Origin of the sequence: Micromonospora sp. NPDC005220, assembly GCF_040607895.1 — a bacterium.
Classification (GTDB): Bacteria; Actinomycetota; Actinomycetes; order Mycobacteriales; family Micromonosporaceae; genus Micromonospora.
Genome location: NZ_JBEXHP010000081.1, coordinates 1 through 19674, shown reverse-complemented (window position 1 = coordinate 19674; position 19674 = coordinate 1). Strand labels below are relative to the sequence as shown.

Annotated in this window: 16 protein-coding genes; 7 read left to right on the top strand and 9 right to left on the bottom strand. The window is 72.1% G+C overall.

The window, feature by feature from the left end; genetic code table 11:
* The first annotated feature begins 106 nt into the window (after positions 1-106).
* Positions 107-1063: a helix-turn-helix domain-containing protein gene (locus tag ABZU52_RS24075; protein WP_354973237.1), complete on the top strand. Its 957-nt coding sequence runs from the start codon at positions 107-109 to the stop codon at positions 1061-1063.
* Between the two features lie 30 nt (positions 1064-1093).
* A complete protein-coding gene (locus ABZU52_RS24070; RefSeq protein WP_354973236.1) occupies positions 1094-1741 on the top strand; it encodes a DJ-1/PfpI family protein in 648 nt (215 codons plus the stop codon).
* 20 nt (positions 1742-1761) lie between these two features.
* Here the strand turns inward: ABZU52_RS24070 and ABZU52_RS24065 are convergent, their stop codons facing one another.
* A complete protein-coding gene (locus tag ABZU52_RS24065) occupies positions 1762-2355 on the bottom strand; it encodes a nucleotidyltransferase family protein (RefSeq protein ID WP_354973247.1) in 594 nt (197 codons plus the stop codon).
* Positions 2356-2627: 272 nt separating this feature from the next.
* Positions 2628-4337, bottom strand: coding sequence for a bifunctional 3'-5' exonuclease/DNA polymerase (locus ABZU52_RS24060; protein ID WP_354973246.1), 1710 nt, complete (start codon positions 4335-4337; stop codon positions 2628-2630).
* A gap of 120 nt (positions 4338-4457) precedes the next feature.
* Between ABZU52_RS24060 and ABZU52_RS24055 the strand changes: the two genes are divergently transcribed.
* The gene (locus ABZU52_RS24055; protein WP_354973245.1) at positions 4458-6224 is read left to right on the top strand and encodes an ABC transporter ATP-binding protein; all 1767 of its coding nucleotides are present in this window, start codon (positions 4458-4460) and stop codon (positions 6222-6224) included.
* Positions 6225-6274: 50 nt separating this feature from the next.
* A complete protein-coding gene (locus ABZU52_RS24050) occupies positions 6275-7966 on the top strand; it encodes an ABC transporter ATP-binding protein (protein WP_354973244.1) in 1692 nt (563 codons plus the stop codon).
* Positions 7967-7970: 4 nt separating this feature from the next.
* Here ABZU52_RS24050 and ABZU52_RS24045 read toward each other — a convergent pair whose 3' ends face one another.
* Genes ABZU52_RS24045 through ABZU52_RS24025 form a run of 5 tightly spaced genes read right to left on the bottom strand, consistent with a single transcriptional unit; the run spans position 7971 to position 12986 of the window.
* Complete coding sequence (locus ABZU52_RS24045) at positions 7971-8897, bottom strand: carbohydrate ABC transporter permease (protein WP_354973235.1); 927 nt, start codon at positions 8895-8897, stop codon at positions 7971-7973.
* Positions 8897-9805: a sugar ABC transporter permease gene (locus ABZU52_RS24040; protein WP_354973234.1), complete on the bottom strand. Its 909-nt coding sequence runs from the start codon at positions 9803-9805 to the stop codon at positions 8897-8899. The genes ABZU52_RS24045 and ABZU52_RS24040 overlap by 1 nt, the downstream gene beginning before the upstream one ends.
* Positions 9806-9823: 18 nt before the next feature.
* Positions 9824-11260: an N-acetylglucosamine/diacetylchitobiose ABC transporter substrate-binding protein gene (ngcE, locus tag ABZU52_RS24035; RefSeq protein WP_354973233.1), complete on the bottom strand. Its 1437-nt coding sequence runs from the start codon at positions 11258-11260 to the stop codon at positions 9824-9826.
* A gap of 26 nt (positions 11261-11286) precedes the next feature.
* Positions 11287-12036, bottom strand: a complete 750-nt coding sequence (locus tag ABZU52_RS24030) for an SIS domain-containing protein (protein ID WP_354973232.1) — start codon at positions 12034-12036, stop codon at positions 11287-11289.
* Positions 12033-12986, bottom strand: coding sequence for a MurR/RpiR family transcriptional regulator (locus ABZU52_RS24025; RefSeq protein ID WP_354973231.1), 954 nt, complete (start codon positions 12984-12986; stop codon positions 12033-12035). The genes ABZU52_RS24030 and ABZU52_RS24025 overlap by 4 nt, the downstream gene beginning before the upstream one ends.
* Positions 12987-13192: 206 nt before the next feature.
* Between ABZU52_RS24025 and ABZU52_RS24020 the strand changes: the two genes are divergently transcribed.
* Both ABZU52_RS24020 and ABZU52_RS24015 read left to right on the top strand, forming a co-directional pair.
* Complete coding sequence (locus ABZU52_RS24020; protein ID WP_354973230.1) at positions 13193-14179, top strand: BadF/BadG/BcrA/BcrD ATPase family protein; 987 nt, start codon at positions 13193-13195, stop codon at positions 14177-14179.
* Positions 14180-14306: 127 nt separating this feature from the next.
* Positions 14307-15770 (top strand): acyltransferase, encoded by a 1464-nt coding sequence (locus ABZU52_RS24015; protein ID WP_354973229.1) that lies wholly within the window; start codon positions 14307-14309, stop codon positions 15768-15770.
* Here the strand turns inward: ABZU52_RS24015 and ABZU52_RS24010 are convergent.
* Positions 15742-17229 carry a CoA-acylating methylmalonate-semialdehyde dehydrogenase gene (locus tag ABZU52_RS24010; protein WP_354973243.1) on the bottom strand — a complete coding sequence of 496 codons (1488 nt, stop codon included), beginning with the start codon at positions 17227-17229 and terminating at the stop codon, positions 15742-15744. The genes ABZU52_RS24015 and ABZU52_RS24010 overlap by 29 nt on opposite strands.
* Positions 17230-17249: 20 nt before the next feature.
* Positions 17250-18548, bottom strand: coding sequence for an aspartate aminotransferase family protein (locus ABZU52_RS24005; RefSeq protein ID WP_354973228.1), 1299 nt, complete (start codon positions 18546-18548; stop codon positions 17250-17252).
* 151 nt (positions 18549-18699) lie between these two features.
* On the opposite strand from ABZU52_RS24005, the gene ABZU52_RS24000 reads away from it, so the two are divergent.
* Positions 18700-19662 (top strand): hypothetical protein, encoded by a 963-nt coding sequence (locus ABZU52_RS24000; RefSeq protein ID WP_354973227.1) that lies wholly within the window; start codon positions 18700-18702, stop codon positions 19660-19662.
* Positions 19663-19674: the final 12 nt, after the last annotated feature.

The window sequence follows — 19674 nt, the reverse complement described above, 5'->3', positions numbered from 1 at the left end:
CGCACTCCGTCCCGGGCACGCATTCCGGGAACCAGCGGCACGCCGTGTCACTTTCCGTGGGTACGGCGTCATGGCGCCACGATGGCTCCGCCGGCAGACTCAGGGCATGGTTGAGCCCGTCACCGTCGTCGCCTTCGCGGGCATGCAGTCCCTCGACGTCACCGGGCCGTGGGAGGTCCTGGCGGGGGCGAACCGGTACCGGGCGGTACGTGGTGAGCGCCCCGCGTACGAGCTGAGGCTGGCGGGCGCGGAGGCCGAGGTGGTGTCCGAGAGCGGCCTGGTCATGACGGCCACCGCGCTCGGAGAGCCGGTCCGGGCCGGCACCCTCGTCGTGCCCGGCGGCCGTGCGGCGGCGGCCGAGGATGGGCACGCCGACCTCGTCGCCTGGTTGCGGGAGTGCCGCCCCACGCGGTTGTTGTCGGTCTGTTCCGGGGCGTTCCTGTGCGCGCGGGCCGGGTTGCTCGATGGTCGGCGGGTGGCCACCCACTGGTCCCTGTCCAGGGACCTCGGCCGGCGATTCTCCGACCTCACCGTCGACCACGACGCCCTCTACGTGCACGACGGCCCGGTCTGGACATCGGGTGGTGTCACGTCGGGAATCGATCTGGCGCTGGCCGTCGTGGCGGCCGACCAGGGAGCACGGGTCGCCCAGGAGATCGCCCGCTGGCTCGTGATGTTCCTGCACCGGCCCGGCCAGCAGGCTCAGTTCTCCGGCCCGGTGTGGTTGGAACGCGCCACCGAGAAGCGGGTGGCCGCCGTTCAGCGGGCCCTCGACGCCGATCCGGCCGCGAAACACCGGGTGGACGACCTTGCCGCGCAGTTCGCCATGTCGCCCCGGCACTTTCAGCGTCTCTTCGCCCGGGAGACGGGACTCACCGTCGGGCGTTACCTCACCGAGCTTCGCCTGGAGGCCGCCAAACGCCTGCTGGTGCAGTCCGACCTCGGCCTCGACGCCGTGGCGACCAGGGCGGGATTCGGGTCCGCCGAGTCGCTGCGCCGTGTTTTCGGCGATCGACTCGGCACCACCCCGGGCGCTTTTCGCGCCCGCTTCTCGACCCTCTGACCGCAGCCACATCGACTGTAGGAGCTTCCGGTGACCCAGGTCGTCATCCCGCTGTACGAGCGTTTCACCGCGCTGGACGTCATCGGCGTCTACCAGCCACTGGCCCTCACGCCGGGCATCGAGGTGGCCCTGGTCGCCGAACGTGCCGGTCGCGTCCGGGACGACTGTGGGGCGGTCTCCCTCATCGCCGAGTCCGCGTTCGACGATGTGGTGGCGACCGACGTTCTCGTCGTTCCCGGAGGACCCGGGACCATAGCGGCCCTCGCCGGGCCCCTACCGGGCTGGATCAGGCGGATCCATCAGACGACGACGTTCACCACCTCCGTCTGTTCCGGCTCGATTCTGCTGGGAGCAGCCGGACTACTGCGGGGGCGCCGTGGCACGAGCCACTACCGGGTGGCGCAGGAACTGGTCCGCTTCGGCGCCGAGCCGACGGCCCAGCGGGTCGTCGAAGAACTGGACGCCCGGATCATCACCGCGGCCGGCGTGTCGAGCGGCATCGACATGGGACTGAGACTCGTCGAACTCCTCACCGACCGGACGACCGCGGAGGCGGTCCAACTCTGGATGGAGTACGACCCGCAGCCACCCTTCGACAGCGGCCACCCCGCCCGCGCCACCCGCGAGGTGATCGCACGAGCGGCGGCGTACGAGAGCGCGGCCAGAGTGGCGCGGTGACCTCCTGGTCGCCGACGCCGCTACACCTCGACGCGCTGCGGCGGAACGGTGAGTCCGTAGAGCTGAAGCAGCTCCGGGGTGTCGACCCGACTGCCGTCGGCCACCGAGTCGCAGGCGATGTCGACGATCTGGTCCTTGTGCGCCAGCAGGTACGGTCGGGCACCCACGTCGGCGCTGGCCAGCGTGGCGATGCCGGGCCAGTGCCGGCGACCGAAGAGCATCGGGTAGCCGCGCAGCCCGTCGTAGGTGGCGCAGACCAACACGTCGGGGTACGGCAGTGCGGCCACCCGCCGGATCGCGACGGCGGTCAGCCCCGGCATGTCGACCGGGACCACCACCACCGCCTCGATGCCCTCGTCGTCCATGGCGGCCAGGCCGGCCCGAATGGAGGAGCCGACCCCGGTGCCCCACGCCTTGTTGATGACGACGGTGACCTGGCCCAGGTCGGCGGTTTCCCGGACCTGCTCGGCAGCGGCACCCAGCACGACCACGATCTGCTCGCAGCCCGCCTCGGTCATCGTGTCGATCATCTGGTTGACCAGTGGCTTCTCGCCCTTGTGCAGCAGCGCCTCGGGACCACCGATCCGTCGTCCCCCGCCCGCGGCGATGATCATTCCTGCGATCCGGTTCAGCTGCGCCCCCTCCAGCACGGGACGGACCGTGTCCGATCCACCCCCTCCTACGGACCTTGCAACGAGGGCGGCCACTCGTGGGTGGCGGGGCGCAAAGGAGAAATAGCACAACCGTTACACACCGGACCGTCCCACCGCCCCGCCCCGCCCCGCGCCGCCGCCCCCTGCCGGGAGTCGTTGATCAAGTGATGGAAAGTAGGTCGGGAGAGTGCCTGGAACCTACTTTTCATCACTTGATCAAGGGGGGGTGGCGGTCAGGCCGCGTCGGCGTAGCAGTCGACGATGGACAGGTCCAGCGGGAACCGGACCGGCGTCGCACCGAAGAGCAGTGCGGAGGCGCGCTCCCCGGAGCGGTTGACAGCCTCGGCGACCGCGTCGGCCTGACCGGCGGGCGCGTGCACGACCACCTCGTCGTGCTGAAAGAAGACCAGCTCGGCGTCGGTGCCGGACAGCTCCGTGCGCAGCGTGGCCAGCAACGTGGAGGCCCACTCCGCGGCGGTGGCCTGGATGACGAAGTTGCGGGTGAAGCGCCCCCGGGAACGCGCGGCACGGGCCCGGGGACTCTGCGGATCGGTCGCCCGCTCCGGGTCGGCGGCCTCGTCGTCGGGATCACCGAACCCCGCGGAGCCGGGCGGGCACGTCCGCCCCAACCAGGACCGCACCAGCCCACCCGTCTCACCGGTGCGCGCGGCCGCCTCGACATACCCGAACGCCGTCGGGTAACTGCGCTTCAGCACCGCCAACGCGGGCACCGCGGCCCCACCGGTCTGCCCGTACATCGCGCCGAGCAGGGCCACCTTGGCCTTGGCCCGGTCACCGCCGAACGAGTCCCGGGCCAGCGCGGCGTAGAGGTCGCCGGCACCGCCCGCCGCCGCCAGCCGTGCGTCGCCGGACACCGCGGCCAGCACCCGAGGCTCCAGCTGGCCGGCGTCGGCGACCACCAACCGCCAGCCCGGATCGGCCACCACCGCCCGCCGGATCACCTTGGGGATCTGCAACGCGCCACCACCCCGGGTGGCCCACCGGCCGGAGACGACACCACCCGGCACGTACTCCGGTTGGAACCGGCCGCCCCGCACCCACTGATCGAGCCAGGCCCAGCCGTGCGCCGTCCAGATCCGGTAGAGCTCCTTGTATTCCAGCACCAGCGGCACCGCCGGATGGTCCACCCCGCGCAGCACCCAGGCCCGGGTGTTGGGCAGCTCCACACCGACCCGGGCGAACGCCTTCAGCAGCTCGGCCGGGGAGTCGGTGTGCAGGCCGCGTACGCCGAGCGCGTCGGCGATCCGGGCGGCCAACTCGGCGAGTCGGCGTGGCGGCCCACCGACCGGGGACGCCTCACCGAGCAGCTCGTGCAGGATCTCGTTGTGCACGTCGGCACGCCAGGGCAGCCCGGCGACGCCCATCTCCACCGCGATCAGCGCGCCGGCCGACTCGGCAGCCACCAGCAGCCGGAACCGGCCGGGGTGCTCGGTCGCGGCGACCCGGGCGAGCTGGTCGGCGTACACCCGGGTCAGTGCCTCGATGCCCGGGCCCGGCGGACCGGGCAGGGTGTCGAAGAGCGCGCCCTGGCCATGCCCGGGCGGCGCGGCGGCGCGCGGCGGTGGATCGGGCGGCACCGCCGTGCCGGTCAGCCGGGCCCAGGCGGCGGCCAACGAGCGGGGCTCGCCCCAGCGGCCCGCGTGCCCGAGCAGCAACGCCTCGGTCAGCTCCACGTCGTGACACCGGGTCACCCGGACGCCGGCGCGCAGCAGCGTCGGGTAGACCGCCGGGGCGGCCGCCCAGACCCAGCGCGGGTGCTCGGCGGCCTCGCGGGCGGCGACCGCGGCGACCAGATCGGTGACGGTCTCGAGCGGGCCGGACGGCTGGCCGGCGCCGTCCAGCGGGCACAGCACTCCCCCACCCCGCTCGTCGGACACCACCGCCACCAGCACGAACGTGATTCTGCCTCTCCCGTCTGACAGGAACGGAGGCGCACCTCACTGCTGTCGGGTCAGTGCGGTGTCGGAGATGGTCGGTAGCGTGATCGGGTGCCTCCGCAGATCCCGCATCCCGATCCAGGCACCCCCGACACCCGTGGTCCGATGCGCTACCTGTGGTGGCTGGTCCGCTGCCAACCCTGGCGGGTGCTGCGCGGCAGCCTGCTCGGCACGGCCTGGATGGTCGGCCTCTCGGCCCGGCCCTACCTGATCTACCGGGCCGTCGACGACGGGTTGCGCGCCGGCGACACCCGCGCCCTGGCGCTCTGGGTCGCGGCGATCGTGGTCGCCGGGGTGGCGCTGTCCTACCTGGGCATCATGCGGCACCGCACGATGACCTTCATCCGGGAGGACGCCAAGGCCCGCTCGGCGGAGGTCCTGCTGCGCCACCTGTCCCGGATCGGCGCGGTGCTGCCCCGCCGGGTCGGTGCGGGCGAGGTGTCCACCATCGGCGGCTCCGACATCGACTGGACGGCGCAGGTGCTGACGCTGACCGGGCCGGGCGTCGGCGCTGTCGTCGCGTACGGGGTGATCGCCGTGGTGCTCTGGTCGATCTCTCCCATGCTCGCGCTCTGCGTGCTGGTGGGGGTGCCGGTGGTCGGCCTGGTGGTGGGGCCGCTGCTGCGCCGCCTGGAGCGGGCCGAATCGGTCTACCGCCGGCAACAGGGCGCGCTCACCGCCCGATCCGGTGACATCGTGGCCGGGCTGCGGGTGCTCGCCGGGGTGGGCGGCCGGGACCTTTTCGCCCGGCGGTACGCGGCCCGCTCCCAGGAGCTGCGCGCCGAGGGCTACCGGGTCGGCGCGGTCAACAGCTGGATCGACGCGGCGACGGTCGCCATCCCCGGGTTGTTCCTGGCGGCGGTGGTGTGGCTGACCGCCCGGATGGCGGTGACCGGTGACGTCACGATCGGCGAGTTGGTCGCCGTCTACGGCTACGTGGCGACCCTGATCGTGCCGGTCTGGTTCCTGTTGGAGGGCAGTCACCAGCTCATCCGGGGTCGGGTCGCCGCCCGTCGGATCGCCGACCTGCTCACCATGACACCTGACGATGTCGGCGGCCCGGGTCGCCGCTGGCCCGATCCCCGGCCCGAGGCACACCGGCCGGGTCCGGTGCCCTCGGCGCGGCGGCCGGGTGACTCGGTGGCACCGGACGGCCCGGCCGATCTGCACGACCCGGAGACCGGGCTGACCGTGCGCGCCGGGCGGCTGACCGGCGTGGCCGCCGACGATCCGGCGGAGGCACTGGCCCTGGCCGACCGGCTCGGCCGGTACGTCGTCAGCGGCGTCACCTGGGGCGGCGTGCCGCTGCGCGAGGTCACCCTGGACGAGGTGCGCGCGCGGCTCCTCGTCGCCGACCACGACTCGTACCTCTTCGCCGGCACACTGCGCGACATCCTGAGCGCCGGGGCCGACGACGATGACGAGCGGATCGCCGTGGCGCTGCGGACCGCCTCGGCGCAGGACGTCGCCGACGCCCTGCCCGCCGGGCTGGACACACCGATCGACGCCCGCGCCCGGACGCTCTCCGGCGGTCAACGCCAACGGGTCCGGCTGGCCCGGGCGCTGCACGCCGAGCCGGAGGTGCTGATCCTCATCGACCCGACGTCGGCGGTGGACGCGCACACCGAGGCGCGGATCGCCGAGCGGCTGCGGGCCGCGCGGGCCGGGCGGACCACCGTCCTGATCGCCACGTCGCCGCTGCTGCTCGGCCAGGCCGACCTGGTCGCGCACCTGAGCGCCGGCCGGATCACCGCCACCGGCAACCACGCCGACCTGCTCGACCGCGACCCGGCCTACCGGCACCTGGTGGCCCGCGGCAGCGAGGACCCCGATCCGACACGGCCCGCCGACACCGAGGAGGCGTACCGGTGAGCCGGCTGCCGGTGGCCGACCGCGGCACCGTACGCCGGGCTCTACTGGACATGATCCGTCGGCATCGGCGCGCGGTCGGGATCGTGCTGGTGCTGCACAGCGCCGCCGCGGTCGCCGGGCTCGCCCCGCCGTGGCTGCTGGGCACCGTCGTCGACCGGGTCACCGCGGGCGCGAGCGTGGCAACCGTGGACCGGCTGGCACTGGCCATCGCCAGCTGCGTCCTGGTCAGCGCCCTGCTCTCCCGGTACGCCCAGTACGCCGGCCACCGCTTCGGCGAACGGGCCGTCGCCGAACTACGTGAGGAGTTCGTCTCCCGGACTCTCGGGCTGCCGGTCTCGGTCGTCGAGCGTGCCGGCTCCGGTGACCTGGCCACCCGCAGTTCGGTCGACGTGTCGACGGTCGGCACCACCGTCCGGGACGTGGTGCCCACCATCGTCATCGCCACCGTGCAGCTGACGTTGCTGTTCGGGGCGGTGTTCCTGCTGCACCCGATGCTCGGGCTGGCCGCGCTGGCCGGGCTCCCGTCGATCGTGGCGGTGACCCGCTGGTACCTGCGCCGGGCCAGCTCCGCGTACCTCGCCGAGGGCGCGGCGGCGGCCGAGCTGACCGAGACGCTGACCACCACCGCCGAGGGCGCGCGCACTGTCGAGGCGCTGCGGCTGGCCGACGACCGGATCCGGCACGGCACCACCCGCATCACGCTGGTGTGGCGGGCCCGGCGGGCCACCCTCGCGCTGCGTACCGTGTTCTTCTCGGTGGTCGAGGCCAGCTACCCGCTGCCGGTCGCCATGGTGCTGCTCGTCGGCGGCTACCTGCTGTCCCGGGACATGGTGTCGCTCGGCGCGGTGGTCGCCGCCGCGCTCTACCTGCAACAGGCGATCGACCCGTTGGACCGCCTGTTGCAGTGGACGGAGCAGGCGCAACGCGGCTTCGCGTCGTACGCCCGGCTGCTCGGTGTCGGCATGGTTCCGCCGGAACCACCCGGCACGACGGCCTCGTCCCGGGGTGAGCGGCTCGTGGTTCGCGCGGCGCGGTTCTCCTACGCCGACGGGCCGGACGTGCTGCACGGCATCGACCTGGAGGTGCAGCCGGGTGAGCGGCTGGCCGTCGTCGGCCCGTCCGGCGCGGGCAAGTCCACCCTGGCCCGGCTGCTGGCCGGGATCGACGCGCCGCGGCAGGGCGTCGTCAGCATCGGCGGCTGCCCGGTCACCGACCTCGACCCGGCCGAGCGACGCCGCCGGATCGCCCTGGTCACCCAGGAGCACCACGTCTTCATCGGCTCGGTACGCGACAACCTCTCCTTCGCCGCGCCCGACGCCTCCGACGACCAGATGCGCGCCGCGCTGCTCACCGTGGGCGCCGAGTGGTACGCCGAGCTGCCCGACGACCTGGACACCCAGCTTGGCGACGGGGCCCGTCAACTCGGTGCGGCCGAGGCCCAGCAGCTCGCGCTGGCCCGGTTGGTGCTCGCCGACCCGCACACGCTGATCCTGGACGAGGCGACCGCGGCGCTCGATCCGTCCACCGCCCGACGGACCGAGCGCGCGCTGGCCGCCGTGCTGGTCGGGCGGACCGTCATCGCGATCGCGCACCGGCTCAACACCGCGCACGACGCCGACCGGGTGGCGGTGCTCGCGGACGGCCGGATCACCGAGATCGGCAGCCACGATGAGTTGGTCACGGCCGGTGGCGCGTACGCCGCCCTGTGGCGTTCCTGGCACGCCCGCGGCGACGAGCGCTGACGCCCTACTTCACCGCGCCGGAGGTGAGGCCGGCCTGGATCTGCCGCTGGAAGACCGCGTACACGATGATCATCGGAAGGATGGCGATGGTCAGCGCGGCGAACAGCCCGGACCAGTCCGCCTCGTAGCCGGCGTTGACCGAGATGTCGGCGATGCCCTGGGTGAGCACCCACTTGTCCTTGGCGTTGGAGAGCAGCACCAACGGCAGCTGGTACTGCGCCCACTGACCGATGATGTTGAAGATCGCCACGCTGATCAGGCCCGGCTTCGCCATCGGCATCATGACCCGGAAGAACAGCCGGGTGTGCGAGCAGCCGTCGATCATCCCGGCCTCGGCCACCGACGACGGCAGCGTCTTGAAGAACGCGGCCAGGAAGAACACCGTGAACGGCAACGAGTACGCGGTGTAGACCAGCACCACGCCGGTGTGGGTGTCCAGCAGACCCAGGTTCTTCACCACGAAGAAGAGCGGCACCAGAGCCAGGAAGACCGGGAAGGCCAACCCGGAGACGAAGAGGAAGTAAACCGCCCGGTTGCCCCAGAACTTGTAGCGGGCCAGCACGTACGCGGCCATCGAGCCGAGCAGCATGGTGAGGAACGTGCTGCACGACACCACGATCACGCTGTTCAGGAAGTACCGCCCGACGTGCGCCTTGGTCCAGGCCCGGGAGAAGTTCTCCCAGCGCAGCTCCGCCGGGAGCGTCCACGGGCTGCTGAAGATCTCGCTGGTGTTCTTGAACGCGGCGAGGAAGGTCCAGAGGATCGGCACGATCACGATCACCGCCCAGACGGCGAGCGCGACGTGCCCCAGGTTGGCGAAGAGTCGTACCTCGGACCGTGGGCCCTTGCGCCCCGGCCCGGCGGGGGCGGACGGGTCACCGGTCTTCGGCGGCAGCGCCGCCGGGGGCGGCAGCGTCGACTGCGGATTCATCAGTACTCCACGCTTTCCCGCTTGGTGAGCCGCAGCGTCAGCGCCGCGAACGTGAGGGTGAGGAAGAACAGCGCCACGCCCATCGCCGAGGCGTAGCCGTACTTCGAGTAGACGAACGCGTTGCGGTAGATCTCCATGGCCAGCACGGTGGTGGCGCCGTCCGGGCCGCCACCGTCCACCGAGAGCACCGCGACGATGGCGAACGCGTCGAACGCCGCGATGCCCAGGTACACCCAGGCCACCTGGAGGGTGTCCCACAGCAGCGGCAGGGTGACCCGGAAGAACAGCGTCACCCTGGTCGCACCGTCCATCTCGGCGGCCTCGTAGATCTCACCGGGGATGGAGGCCATCCCGGCCGAGAAGAGCACCACGTAGAAGCCGACCGCCTGCCAGACCAGCACCGCGAGGATCGACCAGAGGGCCAGGTTCGGCTTCACCAGGAAGAGGATCGGCTCCAGGCCGAACTTCATCAGCACGCCGTTGATCAGGCCGGACTCGTTCGGCCGGTACACCATCTGGAACAACACCGCGATGATGGCCACCGCCAGGACCTGGGGGAAGAAGAACACCACCCGGTAGAACTTCGCCCCCCAGACCCCCTGGCGTTGACCACCGATGCTCTTGCCGCCCACGTTGAGCAGGAAGGCGAAGAACAAGGCGATGGCAATGGTGATCAGCGGCAGGGCAAGCAGCAGTACGCCGTGGTGCTGGACCGCCTTCCAGAAGGCGCCGTCGTCGAGCAACCTCCGGTAGTTGTCGAAGCCCACCCACTGCGGGGCGGAGAGCCCCCGCCAGTTGGTCATCGAGATCTGGAACGCCTGCGCGTACGGCCAGATCACGAATGTCACGTACAGCGCGACCGGGGCGAACAGGAACCCGATCACGAATGGATACTTGCCGTGCCGCATGACCCTAGCTCCGATCGATCAACGCTTGAACTTGGCGACGGAGCTGTCCTTCTTGATCGCGTCGGCGCGCTTCTGGATCCGCTCCACGAAGGCGTCCGCGTTGATCCGGCCGAACATCAGCTCGTTGGTGGCGGTACGCGCCTCCGTGTCGAGCTCCTTGTACCAGCCGTCGAAGTACAGGTTGAACACGTCCTGACCGGCCGCCTTGAGCGCGGCCTGCGAGCTGGCCACACCGGGCGGGAAGGCGAAGCCCTCCGAACCGGCGGTGACCACGGTCGGGGCCTTGACCACCTCGGTGAAGCCCTTCGCTCCCTCCTTGGACAGCATCTGACGCATGTACTCCAGCCCGCCCTTGGGGTTCTTGCTCTTCGCCGAGACGAAGTAGCCCTCACCGGCGGTGGCGCGCAGCGCGGTGGCCGGCAGCTTGTCCGAGGCGGACAGGCTCGGCACCGGCATGAGCTGGTAGTCGAAGCCGGCCGGGGTGTCCTTCTTCTGCTCGCCCTCCAGCCAGTCACCGCTGGGGTACAGGGCCACCTTGTACTGGTTCTGCCGCAGCTGCACGTCGGTGTGCTTGAGGCCCTCGAAGCTCTTGTCGCTGAACTTCGCGCCCACCTCGGCCCACGCGGTGGCCGCCTGCTTCACGGCGTCCTGCTTCCAGGCGCCGTCCTCCAGGTTGTCGATGTTCTTCAGCACGTCCGTGCCGCCGATCTTGGCGGCGTGGGTGAGGATCACGTTCCACTGGTAGTAGGCCGCGTTCGCACCGGCGTAGCCGTACGGGGTGATGCCCTTGGCCTTGATGTTCGTGAGCAGGGTGATGAACTCGTCCCAGTTCTTCGCCGGTGCCCAGCCGTTGTCCTTGAACAGCTTGCCCGAGTACCAGAGGCCGAAGACCGTGGAGACGTAGTACAGGACGTACGGCTTGCCGTTGAACGAGCCGGCCTCGATGGTGCCGGGCACCACCGTGTCGCGGACCTTCTTCGCCGGGTCGTCGACCGACGGCGCGTCCCACAGCTCGGTGAGGTCCTGGAGCTGACCGTCGGCCACGAGCGCGCCGAAGTCCATCAGCTTCTCGCCCGAGTTGTTCACGAACTCCGGCGGGTTACCGGAGGCGAACCGCGGCTGGAGCACGGTGGAGACGGCCTGGGTGGCCTGGTGCTTGATCTCCGCCTTGGGGAACGCCTTCTTGTACAGCGGCTCGTGCACGTCGGTGGCGTACTTCTCGCCGTAGCCACCGTTGAAGATGACCACCTCGATCGCGGCGTCCTCCTTGACGCCCAGCGGGTTCTTCTCACTCTTGGTGCCGCCGGCGACCTGCTCGTTGTCGCCGTCGTTGCTGCTGGTGGCGCAGGCGCCGAGCAGGCCGATGGCCGGAGTGGCGAGCATGCCCACGGCGGCGGCGCGACGCAGCACCGTGCGACGGTCGAGTGCGGCCGGGTGTTCGGGGGTAATCGACATCGTCGTCTCTCCTTGAGGAATTCGGGTCATGCGGTACGCCGGAGACGTCCGGCGTACCGCGACTCGAGGGCGAGGTTGTGCTCGTCCCCGCCGGGGACGTTGGCGGAGAGGTAGATAGGGGGTACCTCCCCGGCCTGGTGGAACCGTCGTACGACCTCCGCGGTCAGCAGTTGCGCCAGCAACGCCGTGGTGACCGAGGAGACCGCACAGACCGCGCCGCCGCCCTCGAGCGGCAGCAGTGCATCGCCGTACGGCGCGCCGTTGTCCAGCACGACGTCGGCGAGGTCGGCGAGCCGATGCCCGGACGGGTGCCGTGGCGCCACCCGTGCGGTGTGCTCGACCGAGGTGACCGCGATCAACGGGTGACCGCGCTCGGTGACCAGCGCCGCCAGCTCGACCACCGAGCCGTTGATGCCGGATTGGGACGCCACCACGAACACGTCGCGCGGCTGGGGCGCCGCGAGCGCGTAGATCTGGTGGGCGATGGAGGGATCACGTTCCAGCTTGGGGTCGGCGAGCACGTCGCGCGGGGCGTCACCGTGCACCACCAGGTCCCGTACCGAGAGCCGGTTGGTGGGGACCAACCCGCCGGCCCGGGCGACCAGTTCGGCGGCGAACGCCTCCGAGTGCCCGGCGCCGAACGCCTGGAGCACGCCGCCGTCACGCAGGCTGTCGGCGATCAGGTCGGCGGCCCGGGTGATCCCGTCGGCCTCCGAGTCCAGCAGCCGGTCGAGCACCGGGCGGACGGCGTCCGCGTAACCCTGGGCACTGATCATGAGAGGGCTCCCTTCGCCGCCTTGTGCCCGTCGACGGCCTGCGCGGTGCGCTGGAAGGCCGCGTGCGCACGGTCGTGCGTGCGTTGGGCGACGGCGATGTAGAGCAGGTCGAGCACCACCAGCTGGGGGTGCCGGGCGGAGAGCGCGTCCGGCCGGAAGGTGGTCGCCTGGCTGGCCGTGAGCAGCACGATGTCGGCCAGCTCGGCCAACGGTGAGCGGGGGAAGCCGGTGAGCGCGAGCGTGGTGGCGCCCCGGCTGCCCGCCTCGGCGAGCATCTCGATGGTCTCCCGGGTCTGCCCGGTGTGCGAGATGCCGAGCGCCACATCCCCCGGGCGCAGCAACGCGGCGCTGGCCAGCCCCTCGTGCACGTCGTTCCACGCCCACGCGGCCACCCCGATACGGTGCAGGCTGAACTGCATCTCCTCGCCGACCAGGGCGCTGCCACTGGCACCGAAGATGTTGACCCGGCTGGCGCCGGCGATCGCCACGGCGGCCCGCTCCACCTCGCCGAGGTCGAGCAGTGCGGCGGTGTCGTGCATGGCTCGGGTGTCGGCGGCCATGATCTGGTCGAGCACCCGGGCGAGCGGGTCGCTCGGCTGGATCTCCCGTCCGATGTCGACGGTCCAACCGGCCGAGCGCGCCCGACCGGTCTCGGAGGCGATGCCCAGTCGCAGGTCGGCGTACCCCTCGAAGCCCATCACCCGGCAGAATCGGGTGATGGTCGCCGGTGAGGTGCCGCTGCGCTCGGCCAGCTCGACGATTGTCGAGCGGGCGGCGGCCTCCGGGTCGCTGAGCACGTGCTCGGCGACCCGGCGCAGGGCGCCGGTCAACTCGCCGAGCCCGTTGCGCACCCGGGCCAGCACTCCGTCGGAAGCTGAGGTTCTGCGGTCGATCACGTCGGCGTCGACCACCGCGGTCCCAGCGGCGGTGTCCACCTCGTGATCAACCATGAGTCGCCTCAGCTTTCCGAAAAGACTGTTAACCGTTAGTGGTAAAAGTTCTTACTAGACGCCCCTCTATGTCAAGACTGTGGGCGAAGTTTTCAAACTGTTACCTGGTGCACAGCCCCTCACGCCCCCCGGAACTTGCCCCGCACGACCCCGCCGACCAGCATGAACAAGCCAGATCACCGTTTCTCGCAGGGAGAGCCGTGCCGATGCCCGACACCGTCGTGGTGGGTCTCGACGTCGGCGGTACGTCCACCCGGGCGACCGTCCTCGCCCTCACCGGGCAACTCGTCGGCACCGGCCGCGCCGGCGGTGGCAACCCCACCAGTCACGGCGCCGAACGCGCCGCCGCCGAACTGCTGACCGCGCTCCGCGAGGCGCTCACCGGCGTCGACCCGACGCGGGTGGCCGCCGGCACCATCGGGCTCGCCGGAGCCGGCCGGCTGCTCGCCGACCCGGCCGGGCGGGCCGCCTTCGACCGGGCCTGGCACGACGCCGGCCTGCGCTGCCCGTACGAGGTGCACGGCGACGCCCTGGTCGCGTACGCCTCCGGCACCGCCGCGCCGGACGGCACCATCCTCATCGCCGGCACCGGTGCGATCACCGCGCAGGTCCACGACCTGCGGCTCGACCGCATCGCCGACGGCCACGGCTGGCTCCTCGGCGACACCGGCTCAGGCTTCTGGCTCGGTCGGGAAGCGGTGCGCCGACTGCTCGCCGACCTCGACGCGGGGCGCACCCCCGGCGCGCTGGCCACGACCGTCCTCACCGACCTGCTGGGCAGCGCCGACATCGCCGCCCGCCCCCGGGACACCGTCGACGCCACCATCCAGACGGTGACCCGTCGACCCCCCATCGAACTGGCCCGACTCGCACCGCTGGTCATCGACGCCGCCACCCACGGCGACCCGGTCGCCACCGCGCTGATCACCGACGCCGCCGCGCACCTGACCGGGAGCATGAGCCGCATCCGCACCGTCGGGGCGGTGACACCGATCGTGCTCGGCGGCGGCCTGCTCACCGCGGACACCCCGCTCGCCGCCGCAGTCCGGGCCGAGATCGCCCAATACTGGCCGGACGCACCGCTGCGTACCGCCGGAGACGGGGCCGCCGCCGCAGCCTGGCTCGCCGCCCGCGGCCTACCCGAGGTGACCGACCCAGCCGCGCTGCACGCCCACCTCTTCCCCACCCCCTGATGACCCACCGCGCCCACGCCACCCTGACCGCCCCGCGCCCCACCGCCTCGGGCCGGTAGCGAAGGACGCGGACGGACCGGGCGAAGTTATCACCAACAGCCGCCGCCCGATCGCCTAGCCTGGGGGGATGCGCCGTCTGCAGCGGTTGGCCGAGCGCACCCCGGCTGGGCGGGAGCGGTACGTCGACCTGCTCCGTGCGCTCGCCATCACCATGGTCGTTCTCGGACACTGGGGCGTCACGGTGATCGGGCGCAACTCCGCCGGGCAGCTCACCGGGCACTCCGCGCTCGGTGACCTGCGCTGGGCGTACCCGCTGACCTGGCTGGCCCAGGTGATACCCGTCTTCTTCCTGGTCGGAGGCTATGCCAACGCGGCCTCGTTGACCCGGCTGCGGGGACGCGGCGGCGACGCCATCGGCTGGCTGATCGACCGCAGCGCCCGGCTGGTCCGCCCCACCACAATGCTGCTGCTGGTGCTCACCGCCGCTGCGGCGGTCGCCTGGGCGCGCGGTGCCAAGCCCGCCCAGATCCGGGAGGTGTTCTGGTTCGCCACCATCCCGCTGTGGTTCCTGGTCGCCTACCTGGTGGCGGTCGTGCTCACCCCACCGATGTACGCGCTGCACCGCCGCCTCGGCCTGGCCGTACCGTTGGTTCTGGTCGTTCTGGTCGGCCTCGGCGACCTGGGCCGGCTGACCGGGCCGGAGGAGCTGAGCTACGGCAACTACCTGTTCGGCTGGCTGGCCATCCACCAGCTCGGCTTCGCCTGGCACGACACCCGCGCCGCGCCGCCGCCCACCGGTCAGACCGCGCCGCCGCAGACGGAGACCGACGCCGCCGGTCAGACCCCGCCGCCGCAGGCGGAGACCGACGCCGCCGGGCCGTCGACTCCCGACCGTCCGGGGGTACGTCGAACACGGCTGCCCATCTCCCGCCGGGCCGGCCTGGTGTTCCTGGCGGGCGGGCTTGGCGCGCTGCTGCTGCTCACCGTGCTCGGTCCGTGGCCGGTGGCCATGCTCACGGTGCCCGGCGAGCGACTCGACAACGCCACGCCGCCCAGCCTCGCGTTGCTGGCCGTCGCCGCCTTCCAGCTCGGTCTGATCCTGCTGCTGCGCGGCCCGGCGGAACGGCTGCTGCGCCGCACCGGGCCGTGGCAGCTGGTGATCGGGGTGAACCTGGTGGTGCTGACCGTCTTCCTCTGGCACCTGACCGCCGCGATCCTGCTGATCGGGTTGCTCGACGCGATCGGCACGCTGCCCACCCCGGCGGTCGGCACCGCCGCCTGGTGGGCCTGGCGGGTGCCCTGGTTGCTGCTGCTCAGCGCCGTCCTGGCGGTGCTGGTCGCCATCTTCGGGCCGGTGGAGGCGCGCAGCGGCCGGCACCGCACCGGGCGTCGGAACGGCCGAAGCACCCCGGCCCGAGCGGTGTTGGCGGTCGCCGCCTATGCCGCCGTGGTGGCCGCGCTGCTGCTCAACAGCACGACGCCGAAGCAGGCCCCGGAGCCGCTCGGCGCGCCCGTCCCGGCCCTGGTGGCGTACCTGGCCGGGGCGGGCGTGCTGCGACTGCTCAGGTCTGGGTGGGGAACCCGAGGTTGACCCCGCCGTGCCGCGGGTCCAGCCACCGGCTGGTGACGACCTTGCCCCGGGTGAAGAAGCGCACCCCGTCCTCGCCGTGGGCGTGCAGGTCACCGAAGAGAGACGACTTCCAGCCGCCGAACGAGTGGTACGCCATCGGCACCGGGATCGGCACGTTGATCCCGACCATGCCCACCTCCACCTCGTGCTGGTAGCGCCGGGCCGCACCGCCGTCGTTCGTGAAGATCGCCGTGCCGTTGCCGTACGGGCTGGCGTTGACCAGGTCCACCGCCTCGTCGTACGAGCCGACCCGGACCACGCTGAGCACCGGCCCGAAGATCTCGTCGGTGTAGATCGACATGTCCGGGGTCACCCGGTCGAACAGCGTCGGGCCGAGCCAGAAGCCGTCCGGGTCGCCGTCCGGCGTCACGTCCCGCCCGTCCACCACCGGCAGCGCGCCGGCGGCCACGCCCGCGTCCACGTAGGAGCGCACCTTCGCCGCGTGCGCGGCGGTCACCAGCGGACCCATGTCGCAGCCCCGCCGGCCGTCGCCGGTACGCAGCCCGGCCATCCGGGTCGCGATCCGCTCGACCAGGGCGTCCGCCACCGGCTCGACGGCCACCAGCACCGAGATGGCCATGCACCGCTCCCCCGCCGAGCCGAACCCGGCGTTGACCGCCGCGTCGGCGGCCAGGTCCAGGTCGGCGTCCGGGAGAACCACCATGTGGTTCTTCGCCCCGCCGAGCGCCTGCACCCGCTTGCCGGCGGCCGTTCCGCGCTGGTAGACGTACCGGGCGATCGGGGTGGAGCCGACGAACGACACCGCCCGCACCTCCGGGTGCTCCAGCAGCGCGTCGACCGCCTCCTTGTCACCGTTGACCACGTTGAGCACCCCGTCGGGCAGGCCCGCCTCGGCGAACCACTCGGCCAGCAGCAGCGCCGCGCTCGGGTCCTTCTCGCTCGGCTTGAGCACCACCGCGTTGCCGCACGCCACGGCCACCGGCACGAACCACAGCGGCACCATCACCGGGAAGTTGAACGGAGAGATCACCGCGACCACCCCGAGCGGCTGCCGGATGGTGTACGAGTCGACCTCGGTGGAGACGTTCTCGCTGAACGCGCCGCGCAGCGCCGACGGCAGCCCGCACGCGTACTCGATGACCTCCAGGCCGCGCTGCACCTCGCCGGCGGCGTCGGCGAGCACCTTGCCGTGCTCGGCGGTGATCACCTCGGCGAGCCGGTCCCGCCGGGCGTGCACCAACTCCCGGAAGGCGAACAACACCGCCGAGCGTCGCGCCAGCGACGCGTCCCGCCAGGCCCTCGCGGCGCGGGCGGCGGCCTGCACCGCGACGTCGACGTCCGCGGTCGAGGCCAGCTCGACCTCGGCGGTACGCCGACCGGTCGCCGGGTCGAACACGTCACCGCGCCGCTCGGAGCTGCCGCCGACCCGCTTGCCGTCGATGAAGTGACCGATGCTCATGCCGCCCAGACCGCCGATGCTCATGCCGCCGCCTCCGCCGACGAGCGGATCGCGTCGACGAGGATCGCCAGGCCCTCGCGGGCCTCCTCCTCGGTCAGCGTCAACGGTGGACCCATCCGCAGCACGTTGCCGTAGAGCCCGCCCTTGCCGGTGAGCAGACCGCCGTCGCGGCACGCCTCGAAGACGCGGTTGGTCAGGGCCGGGTCCGGCTCGCCGCTGCCCGGCCGGACGAACTCGACGCCGAGCATGAGCCCCTTTCCGCGTACCTCGGCGACGCAGTCGAGACCGCCCACGGCGGACCGCAGGCCGTCGGCGAGGATCGCGCCGACGCGGGCCGCGTTCGCCTGGAGGTCGTGCGCGATCAGGTAGTCGAGGACGGCGTTGCCGGCCGCCGTGGAGATCGGGTTGCCGCCGAAGGTGGAAAAGCTGATGGCCGACACCGCCTCCAGCACCTCGGCCCGGCCGACCACCCCGGCCAGGGCGAAACCGTTGCCGATGCCCTTGGCGAAGGTGAGCAGGTCCGGGGTCACACCGTGCGCCTGGTAACCCCAGAAGTGCTCCCCGGTACGCCCCCAACCGGTCTGCACCTCGTCGGCGATGAACAGGATGCCGTGCTCGTCGAGCACCTTCTTCCAGCCGGCGAAGAGCCCGTCCGGCGGGTGCACGAAACCACCAACGCCCTGGATCGGCTCGGCGATCAGCGCGGCCACGTCGCCGGAGGTCTGGGTGGCCAGCACCTCGCGCAGGTCCTCCACCGCCGCGTCGACCTGCTCGTCGGCGCTGAGCCGGGCCAGCAGGCCACGCACCCGGTCGCCGGAGTGCAGCCAGGCCACCTGGAGCGGGTTGAGGCCGCTGGCCGACCAGTTGCGGTTGCCGGTGACGCCCATCGTCGCGTACGACCGGCCGTGGTAGCTGTTCCGCACGGCCAGGATCTGGTGCGAGCGACGGTGGTTGGTGGCGACCAGCAGCGCCGCCTCGTTCGCCTCGGTGCCGGAGTTGGTGAAGAACACCCGGGCGTCCGGAATGCCGGAGCGCTGGGCGATCTTCTCGGCCAGCTCCACCTGCTGGCGGATCAGGTAGAGCGTCGAGGTGTGCACGATGCCGGTGGCGAGCTGCCGCTCGACCGCCTCGCGGATCTCCGGGATGTCGTACCCGATCATGTTGGTCAGCACGCCGCCGAAGAAGTCCAGGTAGCTGCGGCCCTGCGCGTCGGTGACCCGGCGGCCCGAGCCGGAGACCAGCTCGATCGGCTCGGCGTAGTACAGCGGCATCCAGGGTGGGAGGACGGCCCGGTGCCGGGCCAGCAGGTCGTCGGTCATCGTGGCACCCCTTCAGCGGCGTTCGCGGATACCGCACGGTCCCACCGCCGGCCGGAACGGACAACTGTCACCCTGTAGCGCAAGGCCGGCACGACCTGACAGCACGTCAACGGTCACCGCCCCACCGTGCCGGGGCGGTAGCATCCGCCACGTGCAGAGCGCGGACGCGGCCCCGTCGACCGGGATGGTCGCCGAGCAGATCACGGCCGAGGTCTCGGCCTGGGTCGGCTCCGCCTCGCTCCGCGGGCTGGTCCGGCACTTCGGCGGTGACTGGCCGGCCGGTGACCTCGCCGAGGTGCTCCGGTTCCTCGACGACTTCTCCGCCCGGCACTGGGATTTCCGGCAGGGGCGCGAACGCCCGGAGGCGCGGGAGCCGACCCTCGACGCGCGGACGTCGAGGTTGGTCCTCGACGCGGCCGCCACGCTCGGCATGGTTCGTCCATCGCTGCCGGCCCGAGGCGCGTACGCCCACCTGGTGGTGCTGGGCGGCCTGGCGCACGCGTGCGTACGCCGCGTCGCGTACGCCGCGCACCTGCTGCGCACCGGCGTGCGGGTGACCGGCGAGGTCGCCGTGCTGGGCAGCTTCCGTCCGCTGTCGGAGTGGGAACGCGCGACCCTGGCCGACGCGGGCCTGCCGGCGGACGACACCGAGGTGGACGTGCTGGACACGGCGGTCCGGCGGGTGTTCGGGGTGACCGCCCCGACCGAGCAGGACGGCGTGGACGCCGGGCACCCGCACCACTCCTGGTCGTCGCGGACCTACCGGCCGGCTGGTCTGCCACCGGTACGGGTGCTCGCCGCGCCCTCCAGCGAGCCGCACCGGCGGCGGGCGCACACCGCCGACACGCAGCGGTTCTGGGCCGAACACGTCCAGCTCGCGCCGGGCGACGCGACGCTGATGGTCACCGCGCCGATCTACGTGCCGTTCCAGCACTGCGACGCGCTGCGCACCCTGGCCGTGCCGTACGGGTGCGGCATCGACACCGTCGGGGTCGACCCGGCGCTGGCCGACCTGGCGGTGCTGCCCGAGCAGACGCTCACCCCGGGGCGCTACCTGCAGGAGATCCGCTCGGCCGTCCGCTCGATGCGCGCCCTGCACGATCTGCTGCGCTGAGCCCGGCCGGCC

What these genes read in the sequence shown, in the direction of transcription:
- ABZU52_RS24005 (WP_354973228.1), bottom strand. Translation starts at nt 18,548, where the DNA reads ATGACCGACGACCTGCTGGCCCGGCACCGGGCCGTCCTCCCACCCTGG.
- ABZU52_RS24010 (WP_354973243.1), bottom strand. Translation starts at nt 17,229, where the DNA reads ATGAGCATCGGTCACTTCATCGACGGCAAGCGGGTCGGCGGCAGCTCC.
- ABZU52_RS24020 (WP_354973230.1), top strand. Translation starts at nt 13,193, where the DNA reads ATGCCCGACACCGTCGTGGTGGGTCTCGACGTCGGCGGTACGTCCACC.
- ABZU52_RS24075 (WP_354973237.1), top strand. Translation starts at nt 107, where the DNA reads ATGGTTGAGCCCGTCACCGTCGTCGCCTTCGCGGGCATGCAGTCCCTC.
- ABZU52_RS24015 (WP_354973229.1), top strand. Translation starts at nt 14,307, where the DNA reads ATGCGCCGTCTGCAGCGGTTGGCCGAGCGCACCCCGGCTGGGCGGGAG.
- ABZU52_RS24040 (WP_354973234.1), bottom strand. Translation starts at nt 9,805, where the DNA reads ATGCGGCACGGCAAGTATCCATTCGTGATCGGGTTCCTGTTCGCCCCG.
- ABZU52_RS24055 (WP_354973245.1), top strand. Translation starts at nt 4,458, where the DNA reads ATGCGCTACCTGTGGTGGCTGGTCCGCTGCCAACCCTGGCGGGTGCTG.
- ABZU52_RS24050 (WP_354973244.1), top strand. Translation starts at nt 6,275, where the DNA reads ATGATCCGTCGGCATCGGCGCGCGGTCGGGATCGTGCTGGTGCTGCAC.
- ABZU52_RS24065 (WP_354973247.1), bottom strand. Translation starts at nt 2,355, where the DNA reads ATGATCATCGCCGCGGGCGGGGGACGACGGATCGGTGGTCCCGAGGCG.
- ABZU52_RS24030 (WP_354973232.1), bottom strand. Translation starts at nt 12,036, where the DNA reads ATGATCAGTGCCCAGGGTTACGCGGACGCCGTCCGCCCGGTGCTCGAC.
- ngcE (WP_354973233.1), bottom strand. Translation starts at nt 11,260, where the DNA reads ATGTCGATTACCCCCGAACACCCGGCCGCACTCGACCGTCGCACGGTG.
- ABZU52_RS24045 (WP_354973235.1), bottom strand. Translation starts at nt 8,897, where the DNA reads ATGAATCCGCAGTCGACGCTGCCGCCCCCGGCGGCGCTGCCGCCGAAG.
- ABZU52_RS24025 (WP_354973231.1), bottom strand. Translation starts at nt 12,986, where the DNA reads ATGGTTGATCACGAGGTGGACACCGCCGCTGGGACCGCGGTGGTCGAC.